The organism is Olsenella sp. DNF00959, from assembly GCF_001553055.1.
Classification (GTDB): Bacteria; Actinomycetota; Coriobacteriia; order Coriobacteriales; family Atopobiaceae; genus Olsenella_I; species Olsenella_I phocaeensis.
The window spans coordinates 121,254-147,465 of the sequence record NZ_KQ960123.1; the positions used below are offsets into that span (position 1 = coordinate 121,254).

Consider the following 26,212-nt stretch of genomic DNA (forward strand, 5'->3'; position numbering starts at 1 on the left):
AGTCGTCGGCCACGGCCTCGTGGTCGCCGTCGTCGGCGTCGGTTGCCTCGGTGCGCACTGCGGGGCCCGCAGGGTCCTCTATGGTGCCCAGGTCGATTTTCACGGAGTCGCGGTAGACCGTGACGTCGAAGGCGGGGATGAGCGTGCGGCCGGCGTTGGCCTCGCAGCGCTGCTCCTCCACCGTGTAGGTGTCGTAGGGGAGCGCGCCCTTGGAGTCGTCGGGTGCGGATGTGCCGAACCAGATGCCGGATCCGGACGTGCCCCCGTTGGTGTCCGCCGTATGGACGTTCCAGCTCGCCGCCGTGGAGGCGTAGCCGTTGGCGTCGGTCACGATGACGTGGCTCTCGCCGGTGGTCTTGCTGGTGATCTTGAAGGGCACGTTTGCCAGGCGGCTGTAGTCGCCTTCGCCTACCTTCACGAGCTCCACGTCGCCGCGCTTCACCTGCTCGGTGAACTCGCCGTCGGGCGCGAGCTCGAACACGGCCTCGTTGCCCGCGTCCTCGGCGGTCACGGCGAGGACGTGCTCCTCCGTGTCTGGCAGGTAGCCCTCGGGCGCCTTGGTCTCGCGCGCCGTGACGGTGCCGAGCGGGATGCCCTCGAAGACGATGCGGGCGCCCTCGGTCGTGCCTTTCACGGTCTTGGTGCCGCCGTCGTAGGCGTAGGTCGCCTCGTACTCCGCTCCGTCGAGCGTGGCCGCGCCCTGGGGCGCCGCCTCGCCGGTCTCCGAGTCCTTCTTCACGAGGACGAGCCTCACGGTGACGGGGGCGTCCTCGGCGCCCACGAAGGCGTCTGCTCCGTCGGGAAGGCGCGTGTCGGTCGTCCCGTGGCCGTCTGCGTCCGTGGTGATGCGGGCGACGAGCGCCTCTCCCTTATAGACGCCGTAGACGGCTCCCGCGAGCGAGTACTGGGCGTTGCCTGCGGTCACCTTGGCGTCGGCGGATCCCTTCTCGAGCAGGATGTTCCATCCCGGCTTGGCGACGAGCATGGACTGCACGGCGGGCTTCCCCGCCACGAAGCACACGCTGCCGCGCCCGTCGATGGCGGCGTCGCCTCCCTGGTAGGTCTCCGCCTCTCCGGCGAGGCTCTCTGCGGCCGCGACCATGGCGGGGTCGGCGTCCGCGAAGTCGCCTTCGCTGGCCGTTCCGGAGGCGAGCCACACGGCCATCTGCGTCACGGCCTGGGCCTCGGCGTCGCTCCACTTGGTTCCCCCGATCTCGCTGGTCATGGGATACCCCTTGGCGAGGAGGTAGTCCTCCTCGTGCGTGGCCTCCCGGATGTCGGTGTAGTCCTGGCCGGCGCGTCCCGGGCTGTGGGCGCCGTGGTCGTAGCAGTAGGACACCTGCCCGCCCGACGTGCGGTAGCCCACGCCCTCGTTCACGGGCGCGTAGCCGCTCTCTATCTCGTAGCTGCTGATGTGCACGCCGCCCGTGTCGGCGTAGGCGGTCGCGTGCGGGAGCAGGGGCGCGGCAGCGAGGACCGCCGCCACGACGGCGGCGACGATTCGCCTGAGCGCTCCTGCTCTTCCCTTTAAAGGCTTTAGCCTGTGCCGCGCGTACTTTGCGCGGCACAGAGAACCACCCGCCGTGCGGGCGGGGCCCACTTCTGCTACGCAACGGAAAGCCTTCCCCTCTGGCATGGTGGTTGTTCAGGCCATCATGCCCCGAGAGGGGGAGGTGGTCGCCGTGGCCCAGAGGGCCAACGGCCTCGCGCACACGAAGCGGCTCTGCAAGCGCCACGTCGTGTTCGCGCCCAAGCATAGGAGAAGGGCGACCTGCAGCCAGCACGGGGCGGACCTCGGGGGGATGCTGAGGACGCTGTGCCAGTGGAGGGGGGTGGAGACAATCGAGGGTCGCCTCATGCCCGACCACGTGCGCATGCTGGCCAGCATCCCGCCCAGGATCAGCGCCTCGAGCCTCGTGGGCTACCCGAAGGGGAAGAGCTCGCCGCTCACGTTCGACGGGCACGCGAGCCTGAGGCACGAGTTCGGGAACAGGGAGCTCTGGGCCGAGGGCTGCTACGTGTCGACCGTCGGCCCGAACGAGGCGACGATGGCCAAGTACATCCGCGGGCGGGAGAGGGCGGACATCGCCCTGGGCAGGCCGGGCGCCAAGGAGTGCGGGGGCCCGTTTAGGAGAAGCTGGCGCCACGCCCGTCTGCCGGGCGCGCCATGAGTCAAGGGGCCATGGGGCCTGAGCGAAGCGAAGGCCAGGGACTTGGGTCCCTGGCCGGCACCATCAGGGTTATGCCCTTAGAGCAGACCACCCGCCGTGCGGGTGGTCGTGATTCCCGTAGGATTCCACTTCGCCAAAAGTATCCGGAGCAACGGGAGGCGGACGCATGGCGGAGATTCTACGGCATGCCCTCGCGCTTGCGAGGACCGTCGTGGAGGGCGTGACGATCGAGGGCGACGCGATCGTCGTGTCGGCGGGGCCGCACGGGAGGGGGCGGCCGGGGTGCCCGATCTGCGGCCGGAGGCGCGAGCGCCACGACCACGGGCCGACCAGGCGGCGGAGAGCCATGGACCTGGCGAGGCCCGAGTGCTTCCTGGAGTACGGGCCCGCCAGGGTGACGTGCCCCGAGCACGGCGTGCGCGTCGAGCGCGTGCCGCGGGCTAGGCACGGGTCCAGGCACACGCGCGACTTCGAGGACTGGGTCGCGTGCCTGGCGGTGAGGTGCGCGTGCCCGCCCACTCGCGCATCGCGCGAGTGGAGTGGCACAGCGTGGGCGGCATCCGCGGGAGGGTCTACGACGAGACCGGGGCGCAGGGGGGCGTCGGGCGCTTCGACGGGCTGAGACGGATCGGCATCGACGAGACCGGCTACAAGAAGGGCCACAAGTACCTGACCGTCGTCGTCGGCCACGACCGGGGACGCCTCGTCTGGGCCCACGAGGGGTACGGCAAGGAGGTGCTGGGCCTCTTCCTCGACGAGCCCGCGCGCGAGCAGCGACGCGCCATAGAGGTCGTGACGGCCGACGGGGCCAAGTGGACAAAGGCGCTGGCCAGGCGCGGGTGCCCCAACGCCCGGTGGGCCATGGACCCATTCCGCGTGGCCGAGCGGACGAGCGACGCGCTCGACGAGGCCGGGCGCGAGGAGTGGCGGGTCGCCAAGAGGGCCGCCCAAGACGCGATGCCGAGGCGCGACGGGCCCGGCAGGCCGCGCGGGGGCGAGGAGACCCCGCCGGAGGCCAGGGCGCTGAGGGAGGCTGCGGACGCGATCAAGGGAAGCCGCTGCGCGCTGGTGAGGAACCCGGAGGACCCCACGGGGCCGCAGCGGGCGAAGCCCGCCGAGCTCAGGAGGGCGGGCGCCTCTTCACGGCCTGGGACCTCAAGGAGGACCTGAGGGCCGTCTTCCGCGCCGGGACGGCCGTCGAGGCCGAGGCCATGCCCGACGGCTGGCTGCACAGGGCCGCCTACCGCGAGATCGGGCCCGTGGTCGCCGTCGAGAAGAAGGTGGGGCGCAGGCGCGCGGACGTCGTTGCCGCCGTGGCGCTGGGCATCGGAAACGGCCGCGTGGAGAGCATCAACAACAAGATCAAGGTGACGGCGCGCATGGGCTACGGGTTCCGCAACGCCGGCAACCTCGTCGCGCTTCTCATGCTGCGCTGCTCCGATGGGCATCCGGCACTTCCCTGGGAGGACCGCGGGGAGGAGAGGAGGAAGGTGGACGAGAGAAGGAGGAGGGACAGGGAACGCGACAGGAAGAGGAGGAGGAAGGTGGCAAGGGGCAACTAGACGACCCCTAGGCCACGAGAACTACCGAAGGCTCAAACTTGTTCAAACGAGTAATGTACCTATACGAAGGAGCGTGTCTGCGAATCTGAGTGACGAGCCTGTCTGTGAGTAGCGGTAGCGAACGATCGTGCAGTGGTCGCGCGACCGTGGTGAGTATCCGTTACAATTGGCCTGTGGGTCTAGGAGAGAAGAGGACGCCATGCGAGCAAGTGGAGTGTTGATGCCAATCTTTGCGCTGCCTGGGAGGTATGGCATCGGCTCGTTCGGGCCGAAGGCCTATGAGTTCGTCGACTTCTTGAGCCGCTGCTCGCAACGCTACTGGCAGATCCTGCCGCTGACCACGACGGGCTACGGTGATTCGCCGTACCAGTCGTTCAGCGCCTACGCGGGCAACCCCAACTTCATCGATCTGGACGAGCTGGTAAAGCTGGGCTACCTGAAGCGCGGCGACCTTGAGGGCGTAAAGTTCGGGGATGACCCGACGCGCATCGACTACGCCACGATCTTCGTCGCGCGCAGGAAGGTGCTCGAGCGTGCGACGGCACGCTTCATGCAGGACCCCCCCTCGGACTTAGACGAGTTCTCACGCAGGCACGCCAGTTGGCTTGACAGCTACTGCGAGTTCATGACCGTCAAGGAGGAGTTCGGCCTTAAGGCCTTCCACGAGTGGCCACAGCAGTATCGCAACCCGGGGAAGGCGTCGCGGGACCTGAGCGCCAAGCGTGAGCACCACTACCAGTACCACCTGATGACGCAGTACTTCTTCTTCAAGCAGTGGGAGAGCCTGAAGGGCTACGCGAACGAGCGCGGAGTGCTTATCGTGGGCGACATGCCCATCTACGTCTCGCGCGATTCCGTCGAGATGTGGGCAATGCCGCAGCTCTTCAGGGTCGGTGAGGACGGGAGTCCCACGAGCGTCGCGGGCACTCCGCCCGATCAGTTCTCCGCAACAGGACAGTACTGGGGTAACCCAATCTACGACTGGGACGCCATGGCCCAGGATCACTACTCCTGGTGGGTCGAGCGCATGCGCATGAGCCTTAAGATGTACGACATTGTGCGCATCGACCACTTCCGGGGCTTCGAGTCCTACTGGGACGTGCCCTTTGGCTCTGCGACGTCTGCGGCTGGCTCTTGGAGCAAGGGTCCTGGCACGGCACTCTTCGACGAGCTGACACGGCAGCTGGGCAAGCTCCCCATCATTGCGGAGGACTTGGGGTTCATGACTCCGGAGGTCATCAAGATGCGCGAGGACACGGGCTTTCCCGGCATGAAGATCTTGCAGTTTGCCTTCGATGGCAACAGCGACTCGTATTATCTGCCCCACCATTACACGCCTAACACCATCGCGTACGTGGGTACCCACGACAACCAGACCGTTCGTGGCTGGTACGAGAACACGGCGACCCCGCGCCAGCGCGAACAGGCGGACCGCTACACCAGGCGGGCCAAGGGCGAGCCCGTGGGGGCTGCGTTCAACCGCGCCATCGCCGCATCCGTCAGTGACACCTGCATCTACACCATGCAGGACCTACTTGACCTAGGAGACGAGGCGCGCATCAATGTGCCAGCCGTCTTAGGTGGAAACTGGGACTGGCGCATGAGGGAGGGTGCCATCACCCGAGCCGTCGAGGAAGCCCTCCTCGACCTCACCCAGACCTACTTTCGCGTCCCCGGAGCACGACCGCCCGAGCTCCCGGCGTGATGAGGCCATTCGCACAACCAAGCGCCCCGGATCGTCCGGTCGCCGTCCTTACGCACAGCAATAGACTGAAAAGAGGAAGACACATGTTGAGTCTGAACACCTGCGCCCACGACAGCTACGGCCTTGACCTGGAGGCCCTGAGCGACGAGCAGATCTGCGCCATGCTGCAGGGCATCGTGAGGCAGCGCAGCGCCAAGCTGCCTCTCAATGCCGGCAAGCGGCGCCTCTACTACCTGTCCGCGGAGTTTCTTATCGGCAAGTTGCTGATCAGTGATCTCATCAACCTTGGCCTTTACGATGAGGTCAAGGCCCAGCTCGAGGCGGCTGGGCACGACCTTAACAAGGTCGAGGAGCTTGAGGTGGAGCCGTCATTGGGAAACGGTGGCCTGGGCAGGCTCGCCGCGTGCTTCCTGGACTCCATAGCAACCCTGGGTCTTCCCGGTGACGGCGTGGGCCTTAACTACCACTACGGTCTGTTTCGTCAGGAGTTTCGCGACAAGCAGCAGCGGGCGCTTCCCGATGGGTGGCTCGACAGGCAGGCCGTCCTCAACGACGAGGGCGTGAGCTTCAATGTGGTGTTCGGTGACTTCAGCGTGAGGTCGCGACTCTATTCCATCGACGTGACGGGCTACGGCCGTCCAACCAAGAATCGCCTGAGGCTCTTCGACCTCGAGGGCGTGGATGACTCGCTGGTCCCCGCCGACTCGATAGAGTTTGACAAGGACGAGGTCAAGAAGAACCTCACGCTCTTCCTCTACCCCGACGACTCGGACGAAAAGGGACGTCTGCTTCGCGTGTACCAGCAGTATTTCATGGTGAGCAACGCGGCCCAGCTCATCCTGCGCGAGGCGCTGGAACGTGGCAGCGACCTGAGTGACCTGCCCGACTATGTCATGGTGCAGATCAATGACACGCATCCCACGATGGTCATCCCCGAGCTCATTCGCCTGCTTACCGAGGAGCATGGCATGGGCTTCGACGAGGCCGTCGCGATGGTCGAGAAGATGGTCGCCTACACCAACCACACGATCTTGGCCGAGGCCCTCGAGAAGTGGCCCATCAAGTTCCTCAAGACCGTTGCTCCTAAGATAGCTGACATTATCGTGAAGCTCGACCTTATCGCCAAGGAGCGTTACGCTGATCCCGCAGTTGCCATCATCCAGGATGACGTGGTCCACATGGCAAACCTGGCGATCCACTTTGGCTGCAGTGTCAATGGGGTAGCGGCGCTCCACACCAAGATCTTGGAGGACACGGAGCTCGCACCCTTCTATAAGATCTATCCCGAGAAGTTCAGCAACAAGACGAACGGCATTACGTTTCGCCGCTGGATCATGGGCTGCAACCCTGAGCTCACCGGACTTTTGGACGATACCATCGGTACGGACTGGCACAAGAGCGCGGACCTCACGCCGCTTAAGGAGCACTTGGACGATAAGGCCGTGATAGAGGGGTTCGAGAGGGCGAAGGACAGCGCCAAGGGGCGCATGCGGCAGTTCATGCTCGAAAACCAGGGCGCGCGCATTCCCGAGGACGCGATCATCGACGTGCAGGTGAAGCGTATCCACGAATATAAGCGACAGCAGATGCTCGCGCTCTACATCATCTGGAAGTACCTGGACATCAAGAACGGCAATCTGCCCGCACGCCCCATCACGATCGTCTTTGGCGGGAAGGCGGCACCCGCCTACGTTATCGCCCAGGACATCATCCACCTCATCCTCACGCTGTCCGATTGGGTGGCCCAGGACCCCGATGTTTCTCCGTACCTGCAGGTCCTCATGGTCCAGAACTACAACGTCACGGCGGCGGAGCACCTCATCCCCGCAGCTGACATCTCCGAGCAGATCTCGCTGGCGAGCAAGGAGGCGAGCGGTACCTCCAACATGAAGTTCATGCTCAACGGCGCCGTGACCCTCTGCACGCTCGACGGCGCCAACGTCGAGATTGCCGAGCTGGTGGGCAAGAATGACATCTACACCTTTGGTGCGTCGAGCCAGGAGGTGGAGCGCCTCTACGCCGAGGGCTCCTACGACGCGTCCGCGCACTATAGCCGGCCTGGTGTCAAGCTGCTCGTGGACTTCATTACGAACCCCCGGTTCATGGCGACGGGTGACGCCGAGCATCTGCGCCGCCTACACGATGACATTGTCAACAAGGACTGGTTCATGGCCCTCTTGGACCTTGAGGAGTACATCCAGCTGAAGGAGCGGGTGTATGGGGATTACGAGGATCGTCATGCTTGGATCCAGAAGGCGCTCGTGAACGTGGCCATGGCGGGCACGTTCTCCTCCGATCGCACCATCGCGCAGTACGACGAGGACATCTGGCACCTGTCATAGACCTAGCGTGGCCCGGGGCGGCGTACGTCCCCGCCTCGGGCCAGACCCGCTCTAGGAGTACGCGGCGGAGCGAGGGGCTCAGGCTTGGCGCCTCGAGACCACGCAGTACCTGAACGTGTCGGGATGGCTGCGCACCTGGGTGAACTCGAACATGAGGCCGTCCGAGTTGTATGTCTGGTTCTCGACGACGGCGACACAGTTGAAGGGACCCAGGTTGAGGTACCGTCGGTCCTCCTCGTTGGCGAGGCCGACTGTTATCTGGCGGCGGCTGGTGAGTATCCTCATGCCCAGCTCCTCCTCTAGATACTTGTACACGGAACTCTCGGCGATCGTGGGGGAGAGGTCGGGGATGATGTCGGCGAGGAGGTAGCTGGTGTCTATCTGGCAGGTGAAACCGTCCAGACTACGGGTGCGGACCATGCGATAGAGCTCGGTTCCCTCGTCGAAGCCCGTGTATCCGGCAAGTCCCTTCCCGCAGACGAGCCGCTCGAACTCCCTCACGATGGTGCCCGGCCTCATGTCGTTGTGCGCCGCATACTCCTCGAAGGAGTAGAGCCCATCGAAGGAACCGATGACGTCGCGGTAGTCAGGGTACCAGATGACTCGGACGCCCTTGCCGTGGATGGGTTGCACGAAGCCCTCGTCGGCTAGGATGGCAAGCGCTCGGCGGACGGTGTTCCTCGAGCAGGAGTACACGCCGACAAGCTCGCTCTCAGAGGGTATAAACGATTGGTAGGGATAGGTTCCGTCCTTGATCTTCTCCCTAATACTTAGATATATGTCTTCGAAGAGCGCCTTGGGCATCGCGTGTTCCTCACTGCGTGGTCGTCGTCTTGGCGCAGGCCTCGAGTGTCTCGGGCGCACCTTGTCTAGATCGATTGTGAGCACATATTTACCTTGTACCGCAACCGTCCTGATGGAACTCCCCCTCCCGCGCATATGGATGAAAAATCCAGGAAGTGGGATGCCCGCCGAGTTCAAAGCAAATCACCCGGCAAGACTGGGCAGTGACGCGAATCGCTTGGGATAGGTGCCAAAAAATATGACTTGTTTGAATAACATGTCCAAGAAGCTGCTATACTTGTTCAAACAAGATGACCGAAGAGGTCGGTCACGGGGCAGCATCGAGCTCGCACTCAGAGGAGGGACACGCGCCATGATGCAGAAGATCCAGAAGTTTGGCGGGGCGATGTTCACGCCAGTTCTGCTGTTTGCCTTCGCGGGCATTGTCGTGGGACTGGGAACCCTATTTTCCACAGAGATAATTGTGGGGCCGATAGCGGCCAAGGGTACCACCTGGTACAACGTATGGAGCGTGATCTTGGCCGGAGGTTGGACCGTCTTCAACCAGCTCCCGCTGCTCTTTGCCATCGCCCTGCCCATTGGTCTTGCCCGCAAGCAGAGCGGTCGCTGCTGCATGGAGGTCCTCGTCTCGTACCTCACATTCAACTACTTCGTAAATGCTATCCTAACTGCTTGGGGTCCGGCCTTGGGCGTCGACTTCACCGCCGAGGTCGGAAACGCCTCTGGTTTGGCGACGATAGGCGGCATCAAGACGCTGGACATGGGCATGGTTGGAGCCCTGCTCATCTCTGGGGTGGTCATCAGCCTGCACAACAAGTACTTTGACACCGAGCTTCCTGAGTGGCTGGGCGTGTTCTCGGGCTCCACCTTCGTCTACATGGTCGCCTTCTTTGCTATGCTCCCCTGCGCCATCATCTCTGTGCTGCTGTGGCCCAAGGTGCAGGTTGGCATGCATGTGTTTCAGGGTGTCATCATGAGTGCGGGTACCTGGGGGGTCACGATCTTCGTCTTCCTCGAGCGGCTGCTCATCCCCTTCGGCCTCCACCACCTGCTCTATGCCCCGTTCTACTACGACAACGTGGCCGTCAATGGGGGTATCTACGCGGAGTGGGCCAAGGCCTTGCCCCAGCTCGCTGCCTCTACCGCCTCCCTCAAGGAGCTCGCTCCTTGGGGTGCCATCACTGCGACGGGTTGGTCCAAGATCTTCGGTATGCCCGGCGTCGCCGCAGCGTTCTATGTCACGGCGAAGAAGTCCAATCGTAAGAAGCTCCTTGCCCTTTTGATCCCGATCACCATCACTGCTGTCCTGTGCGGTGTGACCGAGCCCATTGAGTTTACCTTCCTCTTCGTCGCGCCCCCGCTGTTTGTTGTCCACGCCCTGCTCGCGTCTTTGCTCTCGACCTGCATGAACCTAATCGGCATCGTGGGCGTGTTCTCGGGCGGACTCATCGAGATGGCGTCGTTCAACTTCATACCGCTTGCTGCCTCGCATGGCCTCACGTACCTGATGGCCATTCCCGTCGGCCTTGCCTTCACGGCCATCTACTTCTTTATCTTCCGTTTCCTTATTCTGAAGTTTGACTTCAAGACTCCTGGTCGTGAGGAAAACGAGGAGATAAAGTTCGGCTCCAAGAAGGAGTTCCGCAAGGCACATGGGATGGCGCAGTCTGTCGGCTCCGAGGACGCCGACGAGGCCGGCTCTTCCGCACCCGACATCGACACGAGCGACGAGAAGATGGTTCTTGCCGCGAACATCCTTGACCTCTTGGGTGGCGTGGACAATATCGTGGACGTCACCAACTGCGTCACACGCCTGCGCGTGAACGTGAAGGACGAGACCAAGGTAGCCGAGGACAAGGACTTCAAGTCCATCGGCACCATGGGCATCTCCAAGAACGGCAAGGCCATGCAGGTGATCATCGGTCTCAGCGTGACGAAGGTCCGCGAGCGCTTCGACAAGCTCGTCGGCAATGACTAGGGATTTGCTTGTCCCGAGGGTGTAAGCTTCCACCGGGGTCCCGTGTGGCTGTCGTGGGTCCCCGGTGGTTGATCGGTTGCAACGTCCGCCTCGCGCTGGTGCGGCTACTGAGATGGGGAGTGTCATGGCACAATCAGGCAAAGCGACGGTCTTCTTCGACATCGACGGAACCCTTGGGTGGACCGATCCCAACAAGCGCGATGCGCTGCCCGAGTGGGAGAGGGGCCTGTCGCCCACGCCCAGTCCGCGCGTCGCCGCAGCCATCCGCAGCCTGGTCGCCCGTGGCAACCACGCGTTTCTGTGCTCCGGGCGCTCGCCTGTGGGTATCCACCCCGACCTGGCCTCATTGCCGTTCAGTGGCATCATTGCGTTGGCGGGCGCCTACGTGACGATGGGCGATAAGGTGTTGCGCGATCGCCCCCTGTCGGCCGACGTCCTCGCCCACATCGACCGGGTCCTGGCTGCAGGTGGCTACGGCGCGCTGATAGAGTCCGCCCACGGTGCCGTCGAGCTGCGCGGAGGAGCCTTGGGCAGGCGCTCCGGCACGCCAGACACGATGGACGAGGCAATCGGACAGCTCCCGGACGGCTGTGCCTACAAGCTGGTCATCCGCAGCTCCGCCGCAGACGAGCTCGTCGCTGACCCCCAGCTGGGTTCCCAGCTGGTCGCCAGTCGCCTCGAGATGCAGAACTCCGAGGTCGGCCTCGCGTGCAATACCAAGAAGGCCGGCATCAAGGCGGTCCTCTCACATCTTGGTGATGACGTAGGAGTGACCTATGGCTTCGGTGACTCGGAGAACGACCTCACGCTCTTCTCTGAGGTGGACGTGAGCGTGGCCATGGGCAACGCCATCCCCGAGGTCAAGCGCCTCGCGGACTACGTCACCGATTCGGTGTCGGAAGACGGGGTAGCCTCGGGCCTCGAGCACCTGCAGCTCGTGTGAGCCTGGCTGGCAGGGGACCGCAGCGGGTCGCTGAGCTTGCTGCGGTTTGCTGCGCCACCTGTCGAGCGGTCGCGCCAATCCGGCCACAAATCCGGCCATCAATCCGGCCAAATGGGTACGCTAGCCCAAGATTTGACCGGATTTCCTGGAGGTGCGCATGGACGCTACTCGGCTCGCTAGCCTACCGCCTAGCTGCCCACCGACCGCTCGACTGAGGGACGTCCCCTGCTGTTCTTCAAGCTTTGGGGGTTGCCCTTCGGGGGCAGGGGGCGCGGAGCCAGATGCGGTGCCGACCACCGGGCCTGCGGGCTACTCCAGGCCGGTTGTCTCGTCGAGGCCGAGCGCGATGTTCATGTTCTGTACGGCTGCGCCCGCAGCCCCCTTGCCCAGGTTGTCGAAGAGTGCCGTCACGCTGATGCGCTTCGCGTTTCCGCAGGCGGTGATGCGCAGCCGATTGGTGCCGACGAGCTCGTTCGCGTGGATTGTGGGAGGCGTGGGGTCAAACGGCATGACGCTCACGAAGTACTGGTCCGCGTAGTATCCTCGTAGCTCCTCGCAGACCTCCCTCGCGCTTGGCGCGCCCTTAAGCAGACGACTGTGCAGCATGATGGTGGCGGCCATGCCCTGACGGTAGTCATCGACGACGGGCACGAGCACGGGGGGCTGGGCAAGGCCGCAGACCCTCTGCACCTCGGGCAGGTGTTTGTGTGCGAGGTCGAGGCCGTAGAGGCCGGGAGCGTCGAGGGCGTCGTCGCGCCCGTCCTCCTCGTAGCGGGCGATCATACGCTTGCCCCCGCCCGAGTAACCCGTGAGGGAGAAGCAGCAGAGGGGATAGTCGGTGGGCAGGATACCCATGCGGACGAGCGGCGCTGCGACAGAGACGAGGCCGGTGGCATGGCAGCCCGGGTTGGTGATGCGCCTGCTCGAGGCGATGGCGCGACGCTGCCCCAGAGAGAGTTCGGGAAAGCCGTAGACCCACCCGTTGGCGGTGCGGTGTGCCGTGGATGCGTCGATGATGCAGACGTCGGGGTTCTCGACGAGCGAGACCGCCTGGCGTGCCCCCTCGTCGGGTAGGCACAAAAAGACGATGTCAGCATCGTTCAGGAATTTGCGGCGCTCCTTAACTTCATGACGCCTCTCATCGCTGATGCGTAGCAGCCTGAGATCCTCGCGCGCCTCGATGCGGCCGTGGATCTGGAGTCCTGTGGTGCCGCTCTGGCCATCGATATACACCTTGGTCCTGCTATGATAGTGGAGGAGCTGCTTGCCGATATATAACATAAGACCAACTACACAATTTCGGGATGATTTTAAGCGCCTGAAAAAGCGTGGCTTTGATATTTCTTTGTTGACCGATTATTAAAAAGCTAGCTGCGGGGAAGCCGTTGCCGGAAACGAACAGGGATCACCAACTTTCCGGGGACTATGTGGGGTATCGTGAGTGCCGCATTACGCCAGATTGGTTGCTAATCTACGAAACGGACAGAGACGAGCTGGTTTTATATCTTACCCGGACGGGACCACATAGCGATTTATTTTAGAGGATCCTCCCGGTTTTTGATGGACATGGGTTCTCGGCGCCAACGCAGTGCAAGAACATAGGATGACAACCCATGGGGCCGGTGATGGCGTCTGCACCGGCGCCTACCGAGAGGGGCGACGAAGACCGGCCTGACAGCATCGCGGCACAGCACCTGCCTGAAGCACACAGGGCATCAGGGCTACGATAGGCGGTAGCAATGGAAGACAACAACTCGCTGGGAAGCACCATTCGTCTGCTCAGAAAGGAGAGGCACCTCACGCAGGAAGAGCTTGCCGAGGGCATATGCTCGCCCGTTACCGTCTCGCGCGTCGAGACCGGAAGGCAGATGCCCACGAAGGCCGTGCTCGATGGCCTGCTCTCTCGTCTTGGGGCCAGCACCTACCAGCTCTGCGACGTCTACTACAAAAACGAGCGCGACAGCGAGTTCGCACGGGCTGCCAAGCGCACCAGGGTCCTGCTGCACCGTGGGAGATCGGACGAGGCGCGCGAGCTGCTTGACTCCATGGACGAGTCGTCTCGCGAGAGGCCAAGCTACCGGCAGCTCTACCTCATGCTGAACGCATCTACGCTCATCACGATAGATGGCAGCGAGCTGGGCCGAGCGCTCGACCTGCTCGACCAAGCCATCAGGCTGACCAAGCCGACACTGAGGCTCGATGACTTCAGGCACACGCTGCTGTCTCCGACGGAAGCCGAGTGCATAGGCCTCATGGTCCCGACACTGTGCTACCTGGGACGGCATGCCGATGCGTCACGTCTTGGCGAGGAGCTCATCGAGTCGATGGACAACCAGGACAATGGCACGCAGGACTGGGCCGACGACAAGATTGGCTGCGAGCTCAACCTTGCGCTGAGCCTCGAGCAGGAGGGGCGCTACGTCGAGTCCCTCCGCTACATCGAGCGCGCCCACAGCGAGGCTCTTGACGAGGGGATTCTCACATACATGCCCGTGATTCTCTACGCGGAGGCGCGCGTCAGGTATCGCGAGGGGCAAAGGGACGAGGCCCTGGGCATCCTTAGGCACATCGCCCCGTACATGGACCTCACAGGGCAGCATGAGCACGCTGCCGCCGTACGGAACTGGGTCCAGGAGAACATGGGCGTGAGGCTCTGACGCGAACGCCCGCACCCCGCCATCGTTGTGACATAGCGTCTCGCGAACATCCAAATATACATCATTCGATATGGAGTCACGCCGCCATCCCTGCGATGATGCACGTGTCATCGTAAGGAGGCACATCAGTATGCGAGGAATGCGGTACATACGAAAGCACATCGGCACCAGGGGGCTTGCCTGCTTCTGCGTGGTCGATTTTCTCTTCTGCTTGTCATCGATGGGCATAGCGCTCCTGCTCAGCGCCCTGCTTGACGCCGCCACAGCCGCCGTGGCCGTTGGGGACGTCTCTCCGGTGGTGCGCCTAGCCCTCACATCGTGCCTGTACGCACTGGTGCTTGGAGCCCTGAGACTTGCCTCCGACGCCCTGAGGGCGCTCATCGTCAGGGACGCCATGGTCAACATTCGCGAGGGGGCGGCGCGCGGGATGATAGCGGGCGCGTCGTGCGGTCGCGTCTGCGACAGCGCAGAGCAGCTGACCGTCCTCGGCCAGAACATGGACGTGCTCGAGAACGACTGCATCACAGGCTCCCTGGGCATTCTGGAGTCCGTCTTCCAGATCACCATAGGCTGCATCATGCTCGTGCTGATCAACCCGCTCGTCGCGCTGATCTCCCTTGCGGGCATGGCTCTGCCGACGTTGGTCCCACAGCTCTTCGGGAAGCGCCTGTCCTGTCAGCAACAGCAGGTTGTCGAGGATGCTAAAAGCTATAATGGGCGCGTGCGCGACACCGCACAAGGGGGCGAAGTCATACGATCGTTTCATGTGGAGCAACATGTGCTCGACAAGCTGAGTGGGATGATTGGCCGCTACCAGAGGCATAAGGCCGACCTCAACATGACGATGGCGTGCGCTCGAAGCCTCGCAAGCGTCGTTGGCATCGCGATGCAGTTCTGCATCATGGGCATGACGGGCGTGTTCGCGATATGGGGCTACGTGACCATTGGCAGCATCGTTGCCGTCACGCAGCTCTCGGGCAGCGTCATCTCCCCTGCGACGGAGCTGTCAGACAAGATCAGCAAGCTCAAGTCGACCTATCCCATCCTCGACAGGCTCGACAAGCCGAGCGACACGCCGGGTGCCAGGCAAGAGATCGCGGTGTGCGAGCCGAGGCGCTCCATCGAGCTCGACGACGTGAGCTTCTCGTACGGCGATACGGACCCGGCCGAAGGCAGACTTTCCAATGCGCCCACGACCCTGCGCAACTGCTCGAAGCGCTTCGACGCTGGCAAGAAGTATGCCATCGTGGGCAAGAGCGGCTGTGGCAAGTCAACCTTGTTGGAGCTCTTGGGCGGATCCTTACGCCCCAGCTCAGGTCATGTGCTCGTAGATGGCAGGGCAGGCTGTGTCCCCGATGCGGCCTGGGTGCACCAGAACGTCTTTTTATTTGATGACACGCTGCGCGAGAACATAGGGCTTGGAGGGACGTTCACGGACGAACAAATAGGGAGCGCCCTGCGCCTTGCCGGCCTTGACGAGGTGATCGCCGCGCTGCCCGACGGGCTGGACACACCGGTCGGGGAGGGCGGGGGGCGCCTCTCTGGTGGGGAACGCCAGCGCGTGGCCATAGCCCGCGCCCTGCTCTACGGCAAGACGACGCTGCTCGTGGACGAGGCGACCTCGGCCTTAGACAAGGAGACTGCCGCACGGGTTGAGGACACGCTGCTGGCGCTCGACGGGGTGACCCTGATAGCCGTGACGCATCAGCTGGATGCGGAGCATGCCGCGCGCTATGACGAGGTGCTCGAGATGAAAGACGGTCGTCTTGCAGCCATGTAGCTGACCAGCTTTACCCCGGCAGGTGACCTGGATCCAATGGTTGCGGCCATCAATATCGTACACTTTTGCCCCATATCGTGGTGGTATAGCTGCATTCATGCAATTTGTGTACACTGTTTTCAAGCATGACTGACGCCGCGCTGTGAACATCACCATCGATGGGCTGGCTGCCCTGCGGCTGATCCGCGCGGTACGAGCACAACGGATCGAGGACCTTGGTCCCGAGGTGCTCTCCCTGCGCACGGGCCTCTCTGCCCCTGTCTTTGCCGAGGGCAAACGCTGGTCTGCCAAGCGTCTCTCAGCGGCCTTGACGCGCTTTGGGGACCTCTGCCCTTTTCCCACAAAACGACCACTCGACATCGCGGTTCCCGCCAAGGACAAACGCCTGCGCATCTCTGGGATTAAGAGCCGCGTATACGGACACCCACTTCCCAAGAACGCTTTCGTCGATCTTGGCTGCGGCGTCTCTGCGGCAGGGCCCGAGCTTCTGTTTGTCGAGATGGGCGCCTTTATGCAACCCGCAGTCCAGCTTATGCTGGGCCTCGAGCTCTGCGGTCGCTTCTCTCGCGATCCCATGGACCCGCGCGATGGTGAGGTGAGTTTCAACATTGAACCCGCGACCACGCCAGAGGCCATCCTCTCAAGACCTCATCAGGCGCGACTTCACGGCCCCGGTGCCTACCGTCAAGCTCTGCGGGGACATTACCTGCCTGCGCACGGGCGAGGGCTGGCTCTATCTGGCAACCGTGATCGACCTTGCCACCCGCATGGTCGTGAGCTGGTCGATGTCCGAGCGCATGACGGCCGACATCGTCGTTGCCGCCTTGGGAAACGCCAAGGGGCGCGGATATGTGGCCAAAAACGCCGTATTCCACTCCGACAGGGGTTCCCAGTACACCAGCCGAATGCTTTTGGACTGGGCCGAAGAAAACAACGTAAGGCTCTCATGCTCTAGGACCGGCAACTGCCACGACAACGCGGTGGCAGAATCCTTCTTTGCGACGTTGAAGAACGAGATGTATTACAGACGCAGCTGCAAGACCAGGGCCGATGCTAGGCGGGCGGTTTTCAACTACATCGAGGTTTTCTACAACCGCAGAAGACCCCATTCGACGATGGGCTACCAGGTACCCGGCGAGCTCATGGACACCTTCTTCGCGAGGACCGCCCTGGGCTGGGGGAAGCTGCCCATAGCAGCGTGAAATCCCCCACTTTCCCGTGTCCGAAATCTTGGCACAGGTCATTCCGAACATCCTGACAAGAACTGCCGAGGAGAGCGACCAGGTGCTCCTGCTGAGCGGAAAGAACATCCGCATCGAGTGCCTTGACGGCAGCCTGCAATGCGGGCACGACGGGAGCGACGGGCCAGAGCTACCCATTGACCTGGTCATCCTGTCTCAGCGCGTCAGAATCTTTGCTCTGAGGGGATAGTGCGGGAGTATCTAGACAACAGTGCGGCTGCGCGGTGGTGTGCCACGCAGCCGCAGATGCTAAGCTCATTGCGTTATATTGTCGCCGAACCCTACTTTGCGCTGTTTGCAATCGCCTGATCAATCAGCTTGTCCAGTGCCTCTCGCTGCGCAGCAGACGTGATTGTGCCTACGATTGGCTCTCCCACGATGTTGCCTTTGCTATCAACAACGTAGGTAGTCGGGAAGGAAAAGAGCCCCGAGACAAGCTTGCCTGCATCGCCATCCGTCTTGAACCAGACGTTTTTGTATGTAATACCCTTCTTCGATAGGACATCCTTAGCGTCCGATATCTCACCTTGGTTGCCGTCGAGCGTAAAAGAGTTAACACCTACTACCTGGCCGCCCTTTTCGGCAAGCTTCTTGTGAAGCGCCTCCAGCTCTCCAAGCTCTTCCACGCACGGCTTGCAGCTGGTAAACCAGAAGTTCATCACAGTCACCTTGCTCTTTGAGAAAAGCTCATCGCTGCTTACGTCGTTGCCATCAAGATCTTTGCCCTTAAAGCTGGGGAACTTGGTGGACTTACTTGTATCGCCTGTCATTCCCGCGCTCGACGCATCAACACTATCGCCTGATTCAGGTGCTTTTACGCAGTCGGGGAACTTCTTTTTGAGCACCGTAAGTTTATCCTCAATCTTTTTGATCTGCTCGGCCCCTGTCTTAAGCACGTTGAACTCGTCAGTCGAGAACTTATCCTTGGCACTTTCCACAGTAGAAAGCAGGAACTCACCGTAATTTGAGCCGTTCCCTATCATCGAGGAATCCTTGTTTGCCTCAGCAAATACCTTTTCCCACAGCTCCTTGTCGCTTGAGAAAATGTCGTTTTCCTTTTGCATGAGCCTGTTGTACAGATCGGTCGCTTCCTCGGCGTTCTTTGGCTCCTCTGCAATAAAGGCCTCGATGTCCGCATCGCTTCCTGCTGGCTTTCCCTTATCAGCTCCGGGCGTCGAGCAGGCTGCAAGACACAACACCAGCGCAGACATCACCAGTGCGACTGCAATCTTTGGTAGCTTCATAACACTCATAACTTTCCTCCGTTTTCTTAAAACCTAAATCTTTGCTTTTACGTGCTGCTTCTCCTCGCGTGGTTGAGAAGACTGCTTGTCCGGCAGGCTTAAGCCGTAGCGAAACTTAACGGCACCAACGGGACAGGCGCTTACGCACTTGCCGCAGCGAATACACTCGGCATGGTCGGGCGACCGCGTGACATCAACGTCCATCTTGCACACCCTTGCGCACCTGCCGCACGAGACGCACTTATGCTGGTCAACGCGCATCCCTAGCAGGGACACCTTATTCATGAGTGCGTACCATGCGCCAAGTGGACAGATCCATTTGCAAAAAGGACGATAGAAGAGCACGCTTAGCACAACCACCATCACCAAGATGATGAGCTTCCAAGTAAACAGCCGGCCTAAAGCAGAGCGTATGCCGGCGTTAACGATAGACAGCGGAATTGCGCCCTCAAGCACCCCCTGCGGACAAACGTACTTGCAAAAGAAGGGGTCGCCCATTCCCATATCGTTTACGACCAGCGCGGGAAGCAAAACTACAGCAAGCAGCAGCACGGCGTACTTCACATACCTGAGCGGCTTGAGCTTTTTTGTCGATAGCTTCTTGCCGGGAATCTTATGCAGCAGCTCCTGCAACCAGCCAAACGGACACAAAAACCCACATACGAAGCGTCCCAGCAGCACGCCGATTAAAATCAGCGTTCCCGTCACGTAATAGGAAAAGTTGAACTTTGAGGAACCCACCACCGCCTGAAACGAGCCTATGGGACACGCGCCCGAGGCCGCCGGACACGAATAGCAGTTGAGGCCAGGCACGCAGACCGTTTTGCCCGCACCCTGATAGATGCCGCCCCTGACGAAATTGGGCAGGTGGACATTGGTGAGCAACGTCGCCGCCGCTTGCACCCAAGAGCGAAAACGGCTCAAAAGATGTGAGGCGGAGTTTTTTTTCTTATCCAATTCCGATACACTCCAAGCATAATCTGATAGCCTTAGCCAACACGGCGTCTGCCTCGCCGCGCATAACGCCAAAGCACACCATGGTTATCCCGATGACCAGCAAGGCAAGCTGAGCTATGGGTTTTATTGCTTTGAACAATTTGGTTGCTCCTTTCACCTTGCGTACCATTGGACCATACTGGCCATAAAATCTTTGTTAAGCGTGAAAAGACCTGCACGAGGAAAGTGTCATGCGTATTTTGGTTGTCGAAGACGAGCGGGTGCTGTGCGACGCGATTGCGCGCAGCCTGCGAAATCTTGCCTATAGCGTTGATTGCAGCTACGACGGGCGCCAGGCCTTAGAAATACTTGCTGTCGAGAGCTTTGACCTTGTCGTGCTCGACCTCAACCTTCCCCATGCCGACGGCATGACCGTGCTCAAAACCCTTAGGAAAGATGACCGAGAGACCAAGGTGCTCATCTTGTCAGCCCGCTGCGAGGTCGCCGACAAGGTGGCGGGCCTGGACGCAGGGGCCAACGACTATCTGACCAAGCCGTTTCATCTGGATGAGCTCGCGGCGCGGATTCGCAGCCTGACGCTCAGGCGCTTTACACAAGACGATGTCGTGCTGACTTGCGGAAGTCTTTGCTTCAACACCAAGTTGCGCGTGGCGACCGTCGGCGATGAGGTCTTGTCTCTGACCCGCAAGGAAATGGGAATCCTAGAGTATCTCATGCTCAACCAGGGGCGCCCGATAAGTCAGGAGGAGCTCATCGAGCATGTGTGGGACGGGAGCGTGAACAGCTTTAGCAATTCGGTGAGGGTACACATCTCGTCGCTCAGGAAAAAGCTGCGCTGCGCCTTGGGGCACGACCCCATCCGCAACCGCATTGGAGAGGGCTATGTAATGGAGGAGGTCTAAGTGAAGCGACTCTCGCTGCAATGGCGCATTACGCTGATGACGGCGCTGGTTTTGTGTCTGACCTGCGTGCTCATGAATTGCCTGATCGGCTACTTAGGCATGCGCTCCATGGAGTCGATTGGCATCGGCCTGACAGCCCGCGACGACATCAACGGGGGCGATCCCACGTCGTTTGACCCGGCGAATGAGGAGATAGACCACGAGCTCACGATCGTCGTGAGCGATGCGCAGGGGTCCTTTAGCACGGCCAGCTGGTGCATAACGGCAGCAATGACGCTGTTTGGAGGCATCCTGGCGTATTTTGTAAGCGGATGTGCACTCAGGCCGCTGAGGTCCTTTGCGACTCAGGTCGAAAACGTGCGACCCGACAATCTGGCTGACATGAAGATCACCGAGGATGTACCGTCGGAGCTTGGGCGTTGCAGCGCATCATTCAACGACATGATCGACCGCCTTGACGAGGGTTTTGCCGCGCAGCGGCAGTTCACGGGCAACGCCGCGCACGAGCTGCGGACGCCGCTGGCGCTGATGCAGGCCCAAATCGAGCTGTTTTGCTCCGAGCATCCCGACGCGCAGCCCGACACGGCTAGCCTGCTCGGCTCGTTGCAGGAGCAGACCGAGCGAATGTCTCAGATGACAAGGACACTGCTCGAGATGAGCGAACTTTGCAGCGTCTCCTGCAACGACATCATCGAACTTGCACCGATGGTCGAGGAGGTTCTTACCGACCTTTCCCCCCTTGCCGAGCAAAGGGGCATCGCCCTCACATGTGATGGAGAAGCCCAGGTGCCTGGCAGCGACACCCTGCTGTATCGCATGCTGTTCAACCTGACCGAAAACGCCATACGATACAGCCGCTCCGATTCCACCGTCAGCGTCTCCGTCTGCGCGAAGGACGACCGCGCTCTCGTGCGAGTGGAAGACAGTGGACCTGGGATACCCAGCCAGTACCAAAAGAGCGTCTTTCAGCCCTTCTTCCGTATCGACACGTCGCGTAGCAGGACATATGGCGGAGTTGGCCTCGGCCTTTCTCTGGTCTGGGAAATCGTCGCCCTTCACGGCGGCACGATAGAGGTGGAAAAGAGCTCCGAGAACGGGACCACCATGCTTGTAACACTTCCACGTAGGTAAGTGCTGCTACATGGCAATCGCACCCGATGGTTGCCGAAGCAGGTAGACGCTTGGCATGTGCCAACAGCGTGCAAATTCCGCTTTGTCAAAATAACGGAAGTATTTTAATATTTACTTCCGTAAAAGAATAGGAATTAGCATTAAATCCTCTGGGAGGGGTGTGCGGACGATTTCCTGGACCGCCTAGACGGCCAGCCCCAGACGCCTCCGACGCTCGTCCGGCGTCTCCCAGACCCAGCGCCCGCCCTCGCGGTAGCGCCTCGACCGCCCCTCCCGATAGTGTCGCAGCCAGCCGTCGGGCCCCCCACGGGCTCCTCCGCCGTGACCCCGCCCCAGTCCCTGCCGCGGAAGAACTCGTCCCTCGACAGGCCGAAGAGGCCCTCGGCGGGGGCGTTGCCGGGGCTCCTCCCCTTGCGGGACATCGGGCGGGCCGGCCCGTGCTCGGCGCAGGCGGACTTCCGGCCCGGCCACCGGTAGTGGCAGCCCCGGTCCGTGTGGACCACCGGCGCCTCCCCCGGGGAGAGGGTCGCGCGGGCGGCGCGCGGCGACGACTCGGCGAGCCACGCGCTCGGGCTGGTGCCCGCCGACCAGGCCGCGGGCCTGGAGTCGAAGAGGCCGACGGCGGGCGAGAGGCACGCCTTGCGCGGGTCGTCGGGCAGCCTGAACTCGGTGATGTCCGAGACCCGGAGCTCGTTGGGCCGCGAGGCGGAGAAGTCGTGGGTGCCGTCGGGCCGCAGCGGCAGGTTGGCGGGCGCCTCGCCGACCTCGCCGGCGCAGGAGCCGTGCCGGCGCCGGCGCCCCAGGCAGGGGGGCCTGAGGCCCCGCTCGCGCATCACGTCGCGCGCCACCTTCTCCGAGACCGGGCGGCCGAGCCCGGGCGCGAGCTCGCGGCGGGCGAGGCGGTAGCCGCGGGCGCGGCGGCCCCCCTCGCGGAAGGCCTCCTCGGCCCGCCCCGCGACCTCGGCCCTGCGGTCCCTGGGGCCGCCCCGCAGGAGGAGCCCCGCCAGCACTCATAGGGGCTCTTCGATATCCCCGAGAAACCGGTGGTCGAGCGGAGGGGCAGGCCTGTCTCCCTCCCCGACCTCTCGCCGAGCTCGCACTTGCTCCCGTTCGAGATCGAAGCCGGGTCCCACCCTCCCGCCTTTGGGTCGGCCAACACCGCCCTGAGCAGCAGGCTCCCTGTCTGGTCGGGCGTGAGCCCGGACAGCGGCCCGGAGTCGGGCGGGCCGTAGACGCCCCCCCACCTCGCGCCCCCTCCCCCCCGTCACCACCGCGCCGCCGACGATCGTAGCGCAGCGCCGCCCGCCCGGCCCCCCAGGACGCCGTGCGGGAGGTGGCCGTGGGCCCACCCCCGGACGGCGCTCGGACGCGCGCCGGAGAGCTCCGCGGCCTGGCTCAGGCTGAACCCCAGCGAGACTGCCTCGAGGGCGAGGGCGACCGTTTTCCTGTCGTGCATGCGAACCTCCCGAGTTGGGCCGTCCAGCGTCGGTCCAACATTTGGTCCGCACACCCCCGTCACCCCCTTGCCCGCATTTCTCACGGAATGCGGGCATTTTTGGCAAATGGCCTGTTGGCAGGGTGGAAAGACAGCATTCTGCAAGAAATGTGGTCTTTTCCGGCTAGGCCGTCTGACCGTTGGCCCGCGCAGGCCCGGGCCCCGGACCAAGGCCTGCGCGGGGAGCGCCTGCCCCTTGTCGTTCTCGTCAAACACGTCGCCGCACTCAGGGCAGAACTTGGGCGGCTTGGGCTGGTCCTCTGGCACCCAGCCGTACTTGTCGCAGCGGTAGCTCGGCCCCTCCTCGGGCTTGTGCCGGCACGCTGTTCTCGCTTGGATCTTGCTCTGCGGCGGCGTTCCAACCACACATGTCGACCTCGGCGCGCGAGAGGGCCGAGGTGGGTGGTTGGAACGCGGGAAAAGGTGAGAGGACCACCCACATCGCACCTGCGGCGGCAGTCAAGTCACCCACTTCGCATTCGCGACGGCAATCCAGCCACCCACTTCGCGCTTCTCGTGACAGGTCGCAGTGTCTACTCCCGGGAGTTGCGCTTGCGGTATGCCTCGAGACGTTGGGTGTATGACGCCCCTTGGACGCGGAAGGCGATCGTGAAGCCTGCGGTGATGGCCGTGAGCAGGACCAGGTAGAGGAACGTGAAGCTCGCCCATGCGCCGGCGTTCTCTGTCGGGAACCACCCGCCAAGGAAGGAGCACGCCGCCAGCACGAGGTAATAGCTGAGCCCGAAGCCCGCGACGCGCACGGGATAGCTGGGCTTGGTGAGCATGGAGTAGCCAAACCACAGCTGTTGCAGGATGCCGCCGGCCAAGCCTGCGGCGATGGCAGAGGCGCACCAGCTCAACCCTTGGTTCCAACGTCCCGCGATGGCTTCGGTCCCGCACGCCGCAAGCAGCATCAGCACGGACACCATGCTGCCCGTCGCCAGTCCCCTGAGAGCCATGTGCCAGATTCCCCGCCTGGACTCCTCGTCATAGATTCCGACATCTTTGTGATGGTGACGTGTCTTCTCGCCCATTGTTCCCCTGCCTTTCTTTGGACCCTTCGCTAGCTGCGACGCGGATTGCTTCCTAGGAGCCTCTTTATGTTCGGTACATAGGTGCGCGTCACCAGGACGTCCGTACCACCCTCCAGGCGAAGCAGGAGACGGCGGTTGAGCTCGGGCCTGATCGAGACGACCTTGTCGAAGTTGACCAGCACCTGCTTGGACGCGCGGATGACGGGGCTTCCCCGCAAGGCCTCCTCCAGCTCGTAAAGCCTGAGGGGGCTTTCGAGCTCGGAGCCGTCGGTGGTGCGAACGAGGACCAGGTCGGCTCGTACCTCGATGAGCAACAGCTCGTCGAGCGGAATCGGCCTGCGAACAATCGAACCCGGTTCGAACCCCACGACCATCTGTCCGAATGATTGGAGCCTGCCTACCAGCTGGGCGGCGTCCTGGTCTCCTGGCGCGCTCGTCACCAGAACGTCGATTTCGTCCTGCCCCTCTCGCTCGATGTGTCTGACGTTCATCGCCCCTCCGTGTCGTCCTAGCCTTGCCGCATCTCGAGCATATGGGATGGACAGCGAGGTGGATGGTTGGTGCAGCCAAGTTGCACGAAGCGGGGGGCGTGTTGCCCGTCCGGTGTCCAATGGCATGCGCTTGGCGCGCGAGAGGGTCGAAATGGGTGGTTGGAATGCGGGAAAAGGTGAGAGAACCACTCACTTCGGACCCGAGACGGCAACTCAGCCACCCACATCGGCGTCGGCGCGCGAGAGGGTCGAAGTGGGTGGTTGCGGGAGCCTTCGGGGCGAGAGAACCACCCACTTCGGGCCTGCGGTGGCAACCCAGCCACCCACATCACTCCTCTCGCGGCTCGTGATAAGTGGCGGGTGAATCGAGCGCACCGCCTTCGGATTGCACGGGGCGCAGACTGCCTGTTTTGAATCCGATTTGGCAGCTTCGTGCAAGTTAACGGCCGAATTGAGGACGCCTTGTGGATTATTGAGGCCACTTTGGCTCGTCGGGTGGCCGCAACGCTGATCTTGCGCCCTTCTCACCCTCATGTACCTGCGGGTCTTGCAGCTGCACGAACTCTCCGGCAGCTGCCTGCCAGCCAAGAGTGGGTTTGGCGCGAGTTTCGAACGGTACCCTTCGCGACATGTTTACGTTCATTTCTCATAACAGCTCCCGGGCGTATTGGCTCACGAGGCGCCACGACGGGGGTGGTCTGCCCATCGCCTGTGACGTGAGCCTGGCAGACGCGACTGCGTCGGCGCGCGAGGTGAGACGGGCAATAGTGGCACTCAGGGGTCGCAACCCACTTCATGCCGCGCTCGGGCAAAAGCTCGACATTCTCGTGCCTTCGTCCAACGGGCGTCACCCCTGTGCGGACGTGCGCATGCACCTCTGCAAAAGAAGTCTGCCGGAGGGGTCGTTCGCGGCACTTTCTCCGGACGTCCTCGTCGCCTCGCCGGAGCTTTGCTTTCTACAGATGGCGGAGTCGCTTGACGTTCTAGGGGAAGTGGTCGAGCTTGGGTTCGAACTCTGTGGCACCTACGCCTTTGGGCCCGACGGCAGGACGCTCGCGGGAAGCCGGCCTCCCCTGACGAGCGTCGCTCGCATCGCCGGCTATCTTGACCGTTGCGCTGGGGTGCGGGGCGTCGCGAAGGCTCGCTCGGCGCTGCGCTGGGTGATGGACGGGTCGGCGTCGCCCATGGAGACGCTCCTTGCCATGGAGCTGGGAATGCCCAAGCGCCTGGGCGGGAGGGGCTTCCCACCGTTTGTCGTCAATCGACGCATCGAGCTGCCAGACGAGCACCTGCGCGGGCTGGCGCAGCGCTCACGCGTCTACGTCGACCTGCTCTTCGAGCATCAGGGGTTGTGCCTGGAGTTCGATAGCTTCGAGCACCACGGGGGCAGGGAGGAGTATGACAACACGCAGGCACGAGCCAACGCGCTGCGTTCCATGGGACTGCGTGTCAACTCGATAACCTACGGCCAGGTTGCCTCGCTCGCACGCTTCGACGATTTGGTGTGGGGCCTCGAGACGCAGTTGGGGCTTCGGCATAGGCCGTGCGGGGACTCGACGAGGGCTCGTCAGCGCGAATTGCACGCGCTTCTCGCCGACGTGCGCAGGAGGCACTTCTAGCGTCGTTTTGCAAGGCAACGGGACCCACATCGTCCCCGGTGCGCAAGACATTCGAAGTGGGTGGTTGGAACGCGGGAAAAGGCGAGAGAACCACCCACTTCGGGCTTGCGGCGGCATATCGCCCACCCACATCGGCGTCGGCGCGCGAGAGGGTCG

General features: G+C 62.5%; 23 protein-coding genes and 1 pseudogene. 15 read left to right on the forward strand and 9 right to left on the reverse strand.

Annotation, left to right across the window (positions count from 1 at the left end; all coding sequences use genetic code 11):
- The coding region (locus tag HMPREF1868_RS09785; RefSeq protein ID WP_197414899.1) for an MSCRAMM family protein at nt 1–1,486 on the reverse strand (1,486 nt) is incomplete at its 3' end.
- Nucleotides 1,487–1,655: 169 nt separating this feature from the next.
- Here HMPREF1868_RS09785 and tnpA point away from each other — a divergent pair.
- The 5 genes from tnpA to glgP all read left to right on the forward strand — a co-directional run bounded on the left by tnpA (nt 1,656) and on the right by glgP (nt 7,780).
- Complete coding sequence (gene tnpA, locus HMPREF1868_RS00540; protein ID WP_231782243.1) at nt 1,656–2,171, forward strand: IS200/IS605 family transposase; 516 nt, start codon at nt 1,656–1,658, stop codon at nt 2,169–2,171.
- Nucleotides 2,172–2,678: 507 nt separating this feature from the next.
- A complete protein-coding gene (locus HMPREF1868_RS10085) occupies nt 2,679–3,341 on the forward strand; it encodes a transposase (RefSeq protein WP_255353928.1) in 663 nt (220 codons plus the stop codon).
- On the forward strand, nt 3,338–3,733 hold the full coding sequence (locus HMPREF1868_RS10090; protein ID WP_255353931.1) for a transposase: 396 nt from the start codon (nt 3,338–3,340) through the stop codon (nt 3,731–3,733). The genes HMPREF1868_RS10085 and HMPREF1868_RS10090 overlap by 4 nt, the downstream gene beginning before the upstream one ends.
- A gap of 199 nt (nt 3,734–3,932) precedes the next feature.
- Nucleotides 3,933–5,438: a 4-alpha-glucanotransferase gene (gene malQ, locus HMPREF1868_RS00560; RefSeq protein ID WP_062529455.1), complete on the forward strand. Its 1,506-nt coding sequence runs from the start codon at nt 3,933–3,935 to the stop codon at nt 5,436–5,438.
- Between the two features lie 83 nt (nt 5,439–5,521).
- Nucleotides 5,522–7,780, forward strand: a complete 2,259-nt coding sequence (gene glgP, locus HMPREF1868_RS00565; RefSeq protein WP_062529457.1) for a glycogen/starch/alpha-glucan family phosphorylase — start codon at nt 5,522–5,524, stop codon at nt 7,778–7,780.
- A 78-nt stretch (nt 7,781–7,858) separates the two neighbouring features.
- Here the strand turns inward: glgP and HMPREF1868_RS00570 are convergent, their stop codons facing one another.
- A complete protein-coding gene (locus HMPREF1868_RS00570) occupies nt 7,859–8,584 on the reverse strand; it encodes a GntR family transcriptional regulator (RefSeq protein ID WP_062529459.1) in 726 nt (241 codons plus the stop codon).
- Nucleotides 8,585–8,936: 352 nt separating this feature from the next.
- On the opposite strand from HMPREF1868_RS00570, the gene HMPREF1868_RS00575 reads away from it, so the two are divergent.
- A complete protein-coding gene (locus HMPREF1868_RS00575) occupies nt 8,937–10,562 on the forward strand; it encodes an alpha-glucoside-specific PTS transporter subunit IIBC (protein WP_062529461.1) in 1,626 nt (541 codons plus the stop codon).
- Nucleotides 10,563–10,686: 124 nt separating this feature from the next.
- Nucleotides 10,687–11,505 (forward strand): HAD hydrolase family protein, encoded by an 819-nt coding sequence (locus HMPREF1868_RS00580; protein ID WP_231782221.1) that lies wholly within the window; start codon nt 10,687–10,689, stop codon nt 11,503–11,505.
- 309 nt (nt 11,506–11,814) lie between these two features.
- On the opposite strand, the gene argC is transcribed toward HMPREF1868_RS00580, so the two are convergent.
- Nucleotides 11,815–12,786 carry an N-acetyl-gamma-glutamyl-phosphate reductase gene (gene argC / locus HMPREF1868_RS00585; RefSeq protein WP_062529465.1) on the reverse strand — a complete coding sequence of 324 codons (972 nt, stop codon included), beginning with the start codon at nt 12,784–12,786 and terminating at the stop codon, nt 11,815–11,817.
- Between argC and HMPREF1868_RS09475 the strand changes: the two are divergent.
- From HMPREF1868_RS09475 to HMPREF1868_RS00605, 5 genes and pseudogenes are all read left to right on the forward strand, one after another.
- Nucleotides 12,776–13,046: pseudogene (locus tag HMPREF1868_RS09475) on the forward strand (type II toxin-antitoxin system YafQ family toxin). The gene argC and the pseudogene HMPREF1868_RS09475 overlap by 11 nt on opposite strands.
- A gap of 198 nt (nt 13,047–13,244) precedes the next feature.
- Nucleotides 13,245–14,162, forward strand: a complete 918-nt coding sequence (locus HMPREF1868_RS00590; RefSeq protein WP_062529467.1) for a helix-turn-helix domain-containing protein — start codon at nt 13,245–13,247, stop codon at nt 14,160–14,162.
- 130 nt (nt 14,163–14,292) lie between these two features.
- On the forward strand, nt 14,293–15,942 hold the full coding sequence (locus HMPREF1868_RS00595; RefSeq protein ID WP_062529469.1) for an ATP-binding cassette domain-containing protein: 1,650 nt from the start codon (nt 14,293–14,295) through the stop codon (nt 15,940–15,942).
- Nucleotides 15,943–16,550: 608 nt separating this feature from the next.
- A complete protein-coding gene (locus HMPREF1868_RS00600; protein ID WP_082719452.1) occupies nt 16,551–17,144 on the forward strand; it encodes an IS3 family transposase in 594 nt (197 codons plus the stop codon).
- 82 nt (nt 17,145–17,226) lie between these two features.
- Nucleotides 17,227–17,373: a hypothetical protein gene (locus HMPREF1868_RS00605; protein WP_156439364.1), complete on the forward strand. Its 147-nt coding sequence runs from the start codon at nt 17,227–17,229 to the stop codon at nt 17,371–17,373.
- 91 nt (nt 17,374–17,464) lie between these two features.
- On the opposite strand, the gene HMPREF1868_RS00610 is transcribed toward HMPREF1868_RS00605, so the two are convergent.
- The 3 genes from HMPREF1868_RS00610 to HMPREF1868_RS10180 are packed head-to-tail and all read right to left on the reverse strand — an operon-like array spanning nt 17,465 to nt 19,541.
- Nucleotides 17,465–18,436, reverse strand: a complete 972-nt coding sequence (locus HMPREF1868_RS00610; RefSeq protein WP_062529476.1) for a TlpA disulfide reductase family protein — start codon at nt 18,434–18,436, stop codon at nt 17,465–17,467.
- A 24-nt stretch (nt 18,437–18,460) separates the two neighbouring features.
- Nucleotides 18,461–19,384, reverse strand: coding sequence for a 4Fe-4S binding protein (locus HMPREF1868_RS00615; protein ID WP_009278014.1), 924 nt, complete (start codon nt 19,382–19,384; stop codon nt 18,461–18,463).
- Nucleotides 19,377–19,541, reverse strand: coding sequence for a CD1871A family CXXC motif-containing protein (locus tag HMPREF1868_RS10180; protein WP_051317818.1), 165 nt, complete (start codon nt 19,539–19,541; stop codon nt 19,377–19,379). The genes HMPREF1868_RS00615 and HMPREF1868_RS10180 overlap by 8 nt, the downstream gene beginning before the upstream one ends.
- 73 nt (nt 19,542–19,614) lie before the next feature.
- On the opposite strand from HMPREF1868_RS10180, the gene HMPREF1868_RS00625 reads away from it, so the two are divergent.
- Together HMPREF1868_RS00625 and HMPREF1868_RS00630 are read left to right on the forward strand one after the other, a co-directional pair.
- On the forward strand, nt 19,615–20,286 hold the full coding sequence (locus tag HMPREF1868_RS00625) for a response regulator transcription factor (protein WP_021626472.1): 672 nt from the start codon (nt 19,615–19,617) through the stop codon (nt 20,284–20,286).
- A complete protein-coding gene (locus HMPREF1868_RS00630; RefSeq protein ID WP_062529478.1) occupies nt 20,287–21,417 on the forward strand; it encodes a sensor histidine kinase in 1,131 nt (376 codons plus the stop codon).
- Between the two features lie 140 nt (nt 21,418–21,557).
- Here the strand turns inward: HMPREF1868_RS00630 and HMPREF1868_RS09640 are convergent, their stop codons facing one another.
- From HMPREF1868_RS09640 to HMPREF1868_RS09645, 3 genes are all read right to left on the reverse strand, one after another.
- Nucleotides 21,558–22,427 (reverse strand): DDE-type integrase/transposase/recombinase, encoded by an 870-nt coding sequence (locus tag HMPREF1868_RS09640; protein WP_062529480.1) that lies wholly within the window; start codon nt 22,425–22,427, stop codon nt 21,558–21,560.
- A 1,018-nt stretch (nt 22,428–23,445) separates the two neighbouring features.
- The gene (locus HMPREF1868_RS00645; protein ID WP_062529484.1) at nt 23,446–23,946 is read right to left on the reverse strand and encodes a hypothetical protein; all 501 of its coding nucleotides are present in this window, start codon (nt 23,944–23,946) and stop codon (nt 23,446–23,448) included.
- A gap of 29 nt (nt 23,947–23,975) precedes the next feature.
- Nucleotides 23,976–24,437, reverse strand: a complete 462-nt coding sequence (locus HMPREF1868_RS09645; RefSeq protein ID WP_062529486.1) for a LytTR family DNA-binding domain-containing protein — start codon at nt 24,435–24,437, stop codon at nt 23,976–23,978.
- A 962-nt stretch (nt 24,438–25,399) separates the two neighbouring features.
- On the opposite strand from HMPREF1868_RS09645, the gene HMPREF1868_RS09650 reads away from it, so the two are divergent.
- Nucleotides 25,400–26,056 carry a hypothetical protein gene (locus HMPREF1868_RS09650; RefSeq protein ID WP_156439365.1) on the forward strand — a complete coding sequence of 219 codons (657 nt, stop codon included), beginning with the start codon at nt 25,400–25,402 and terminating at the stop codon, nt 26,054–26,056.
- Nucleotides 26,057–26,212: the final 156 nt, after the last annotated feature.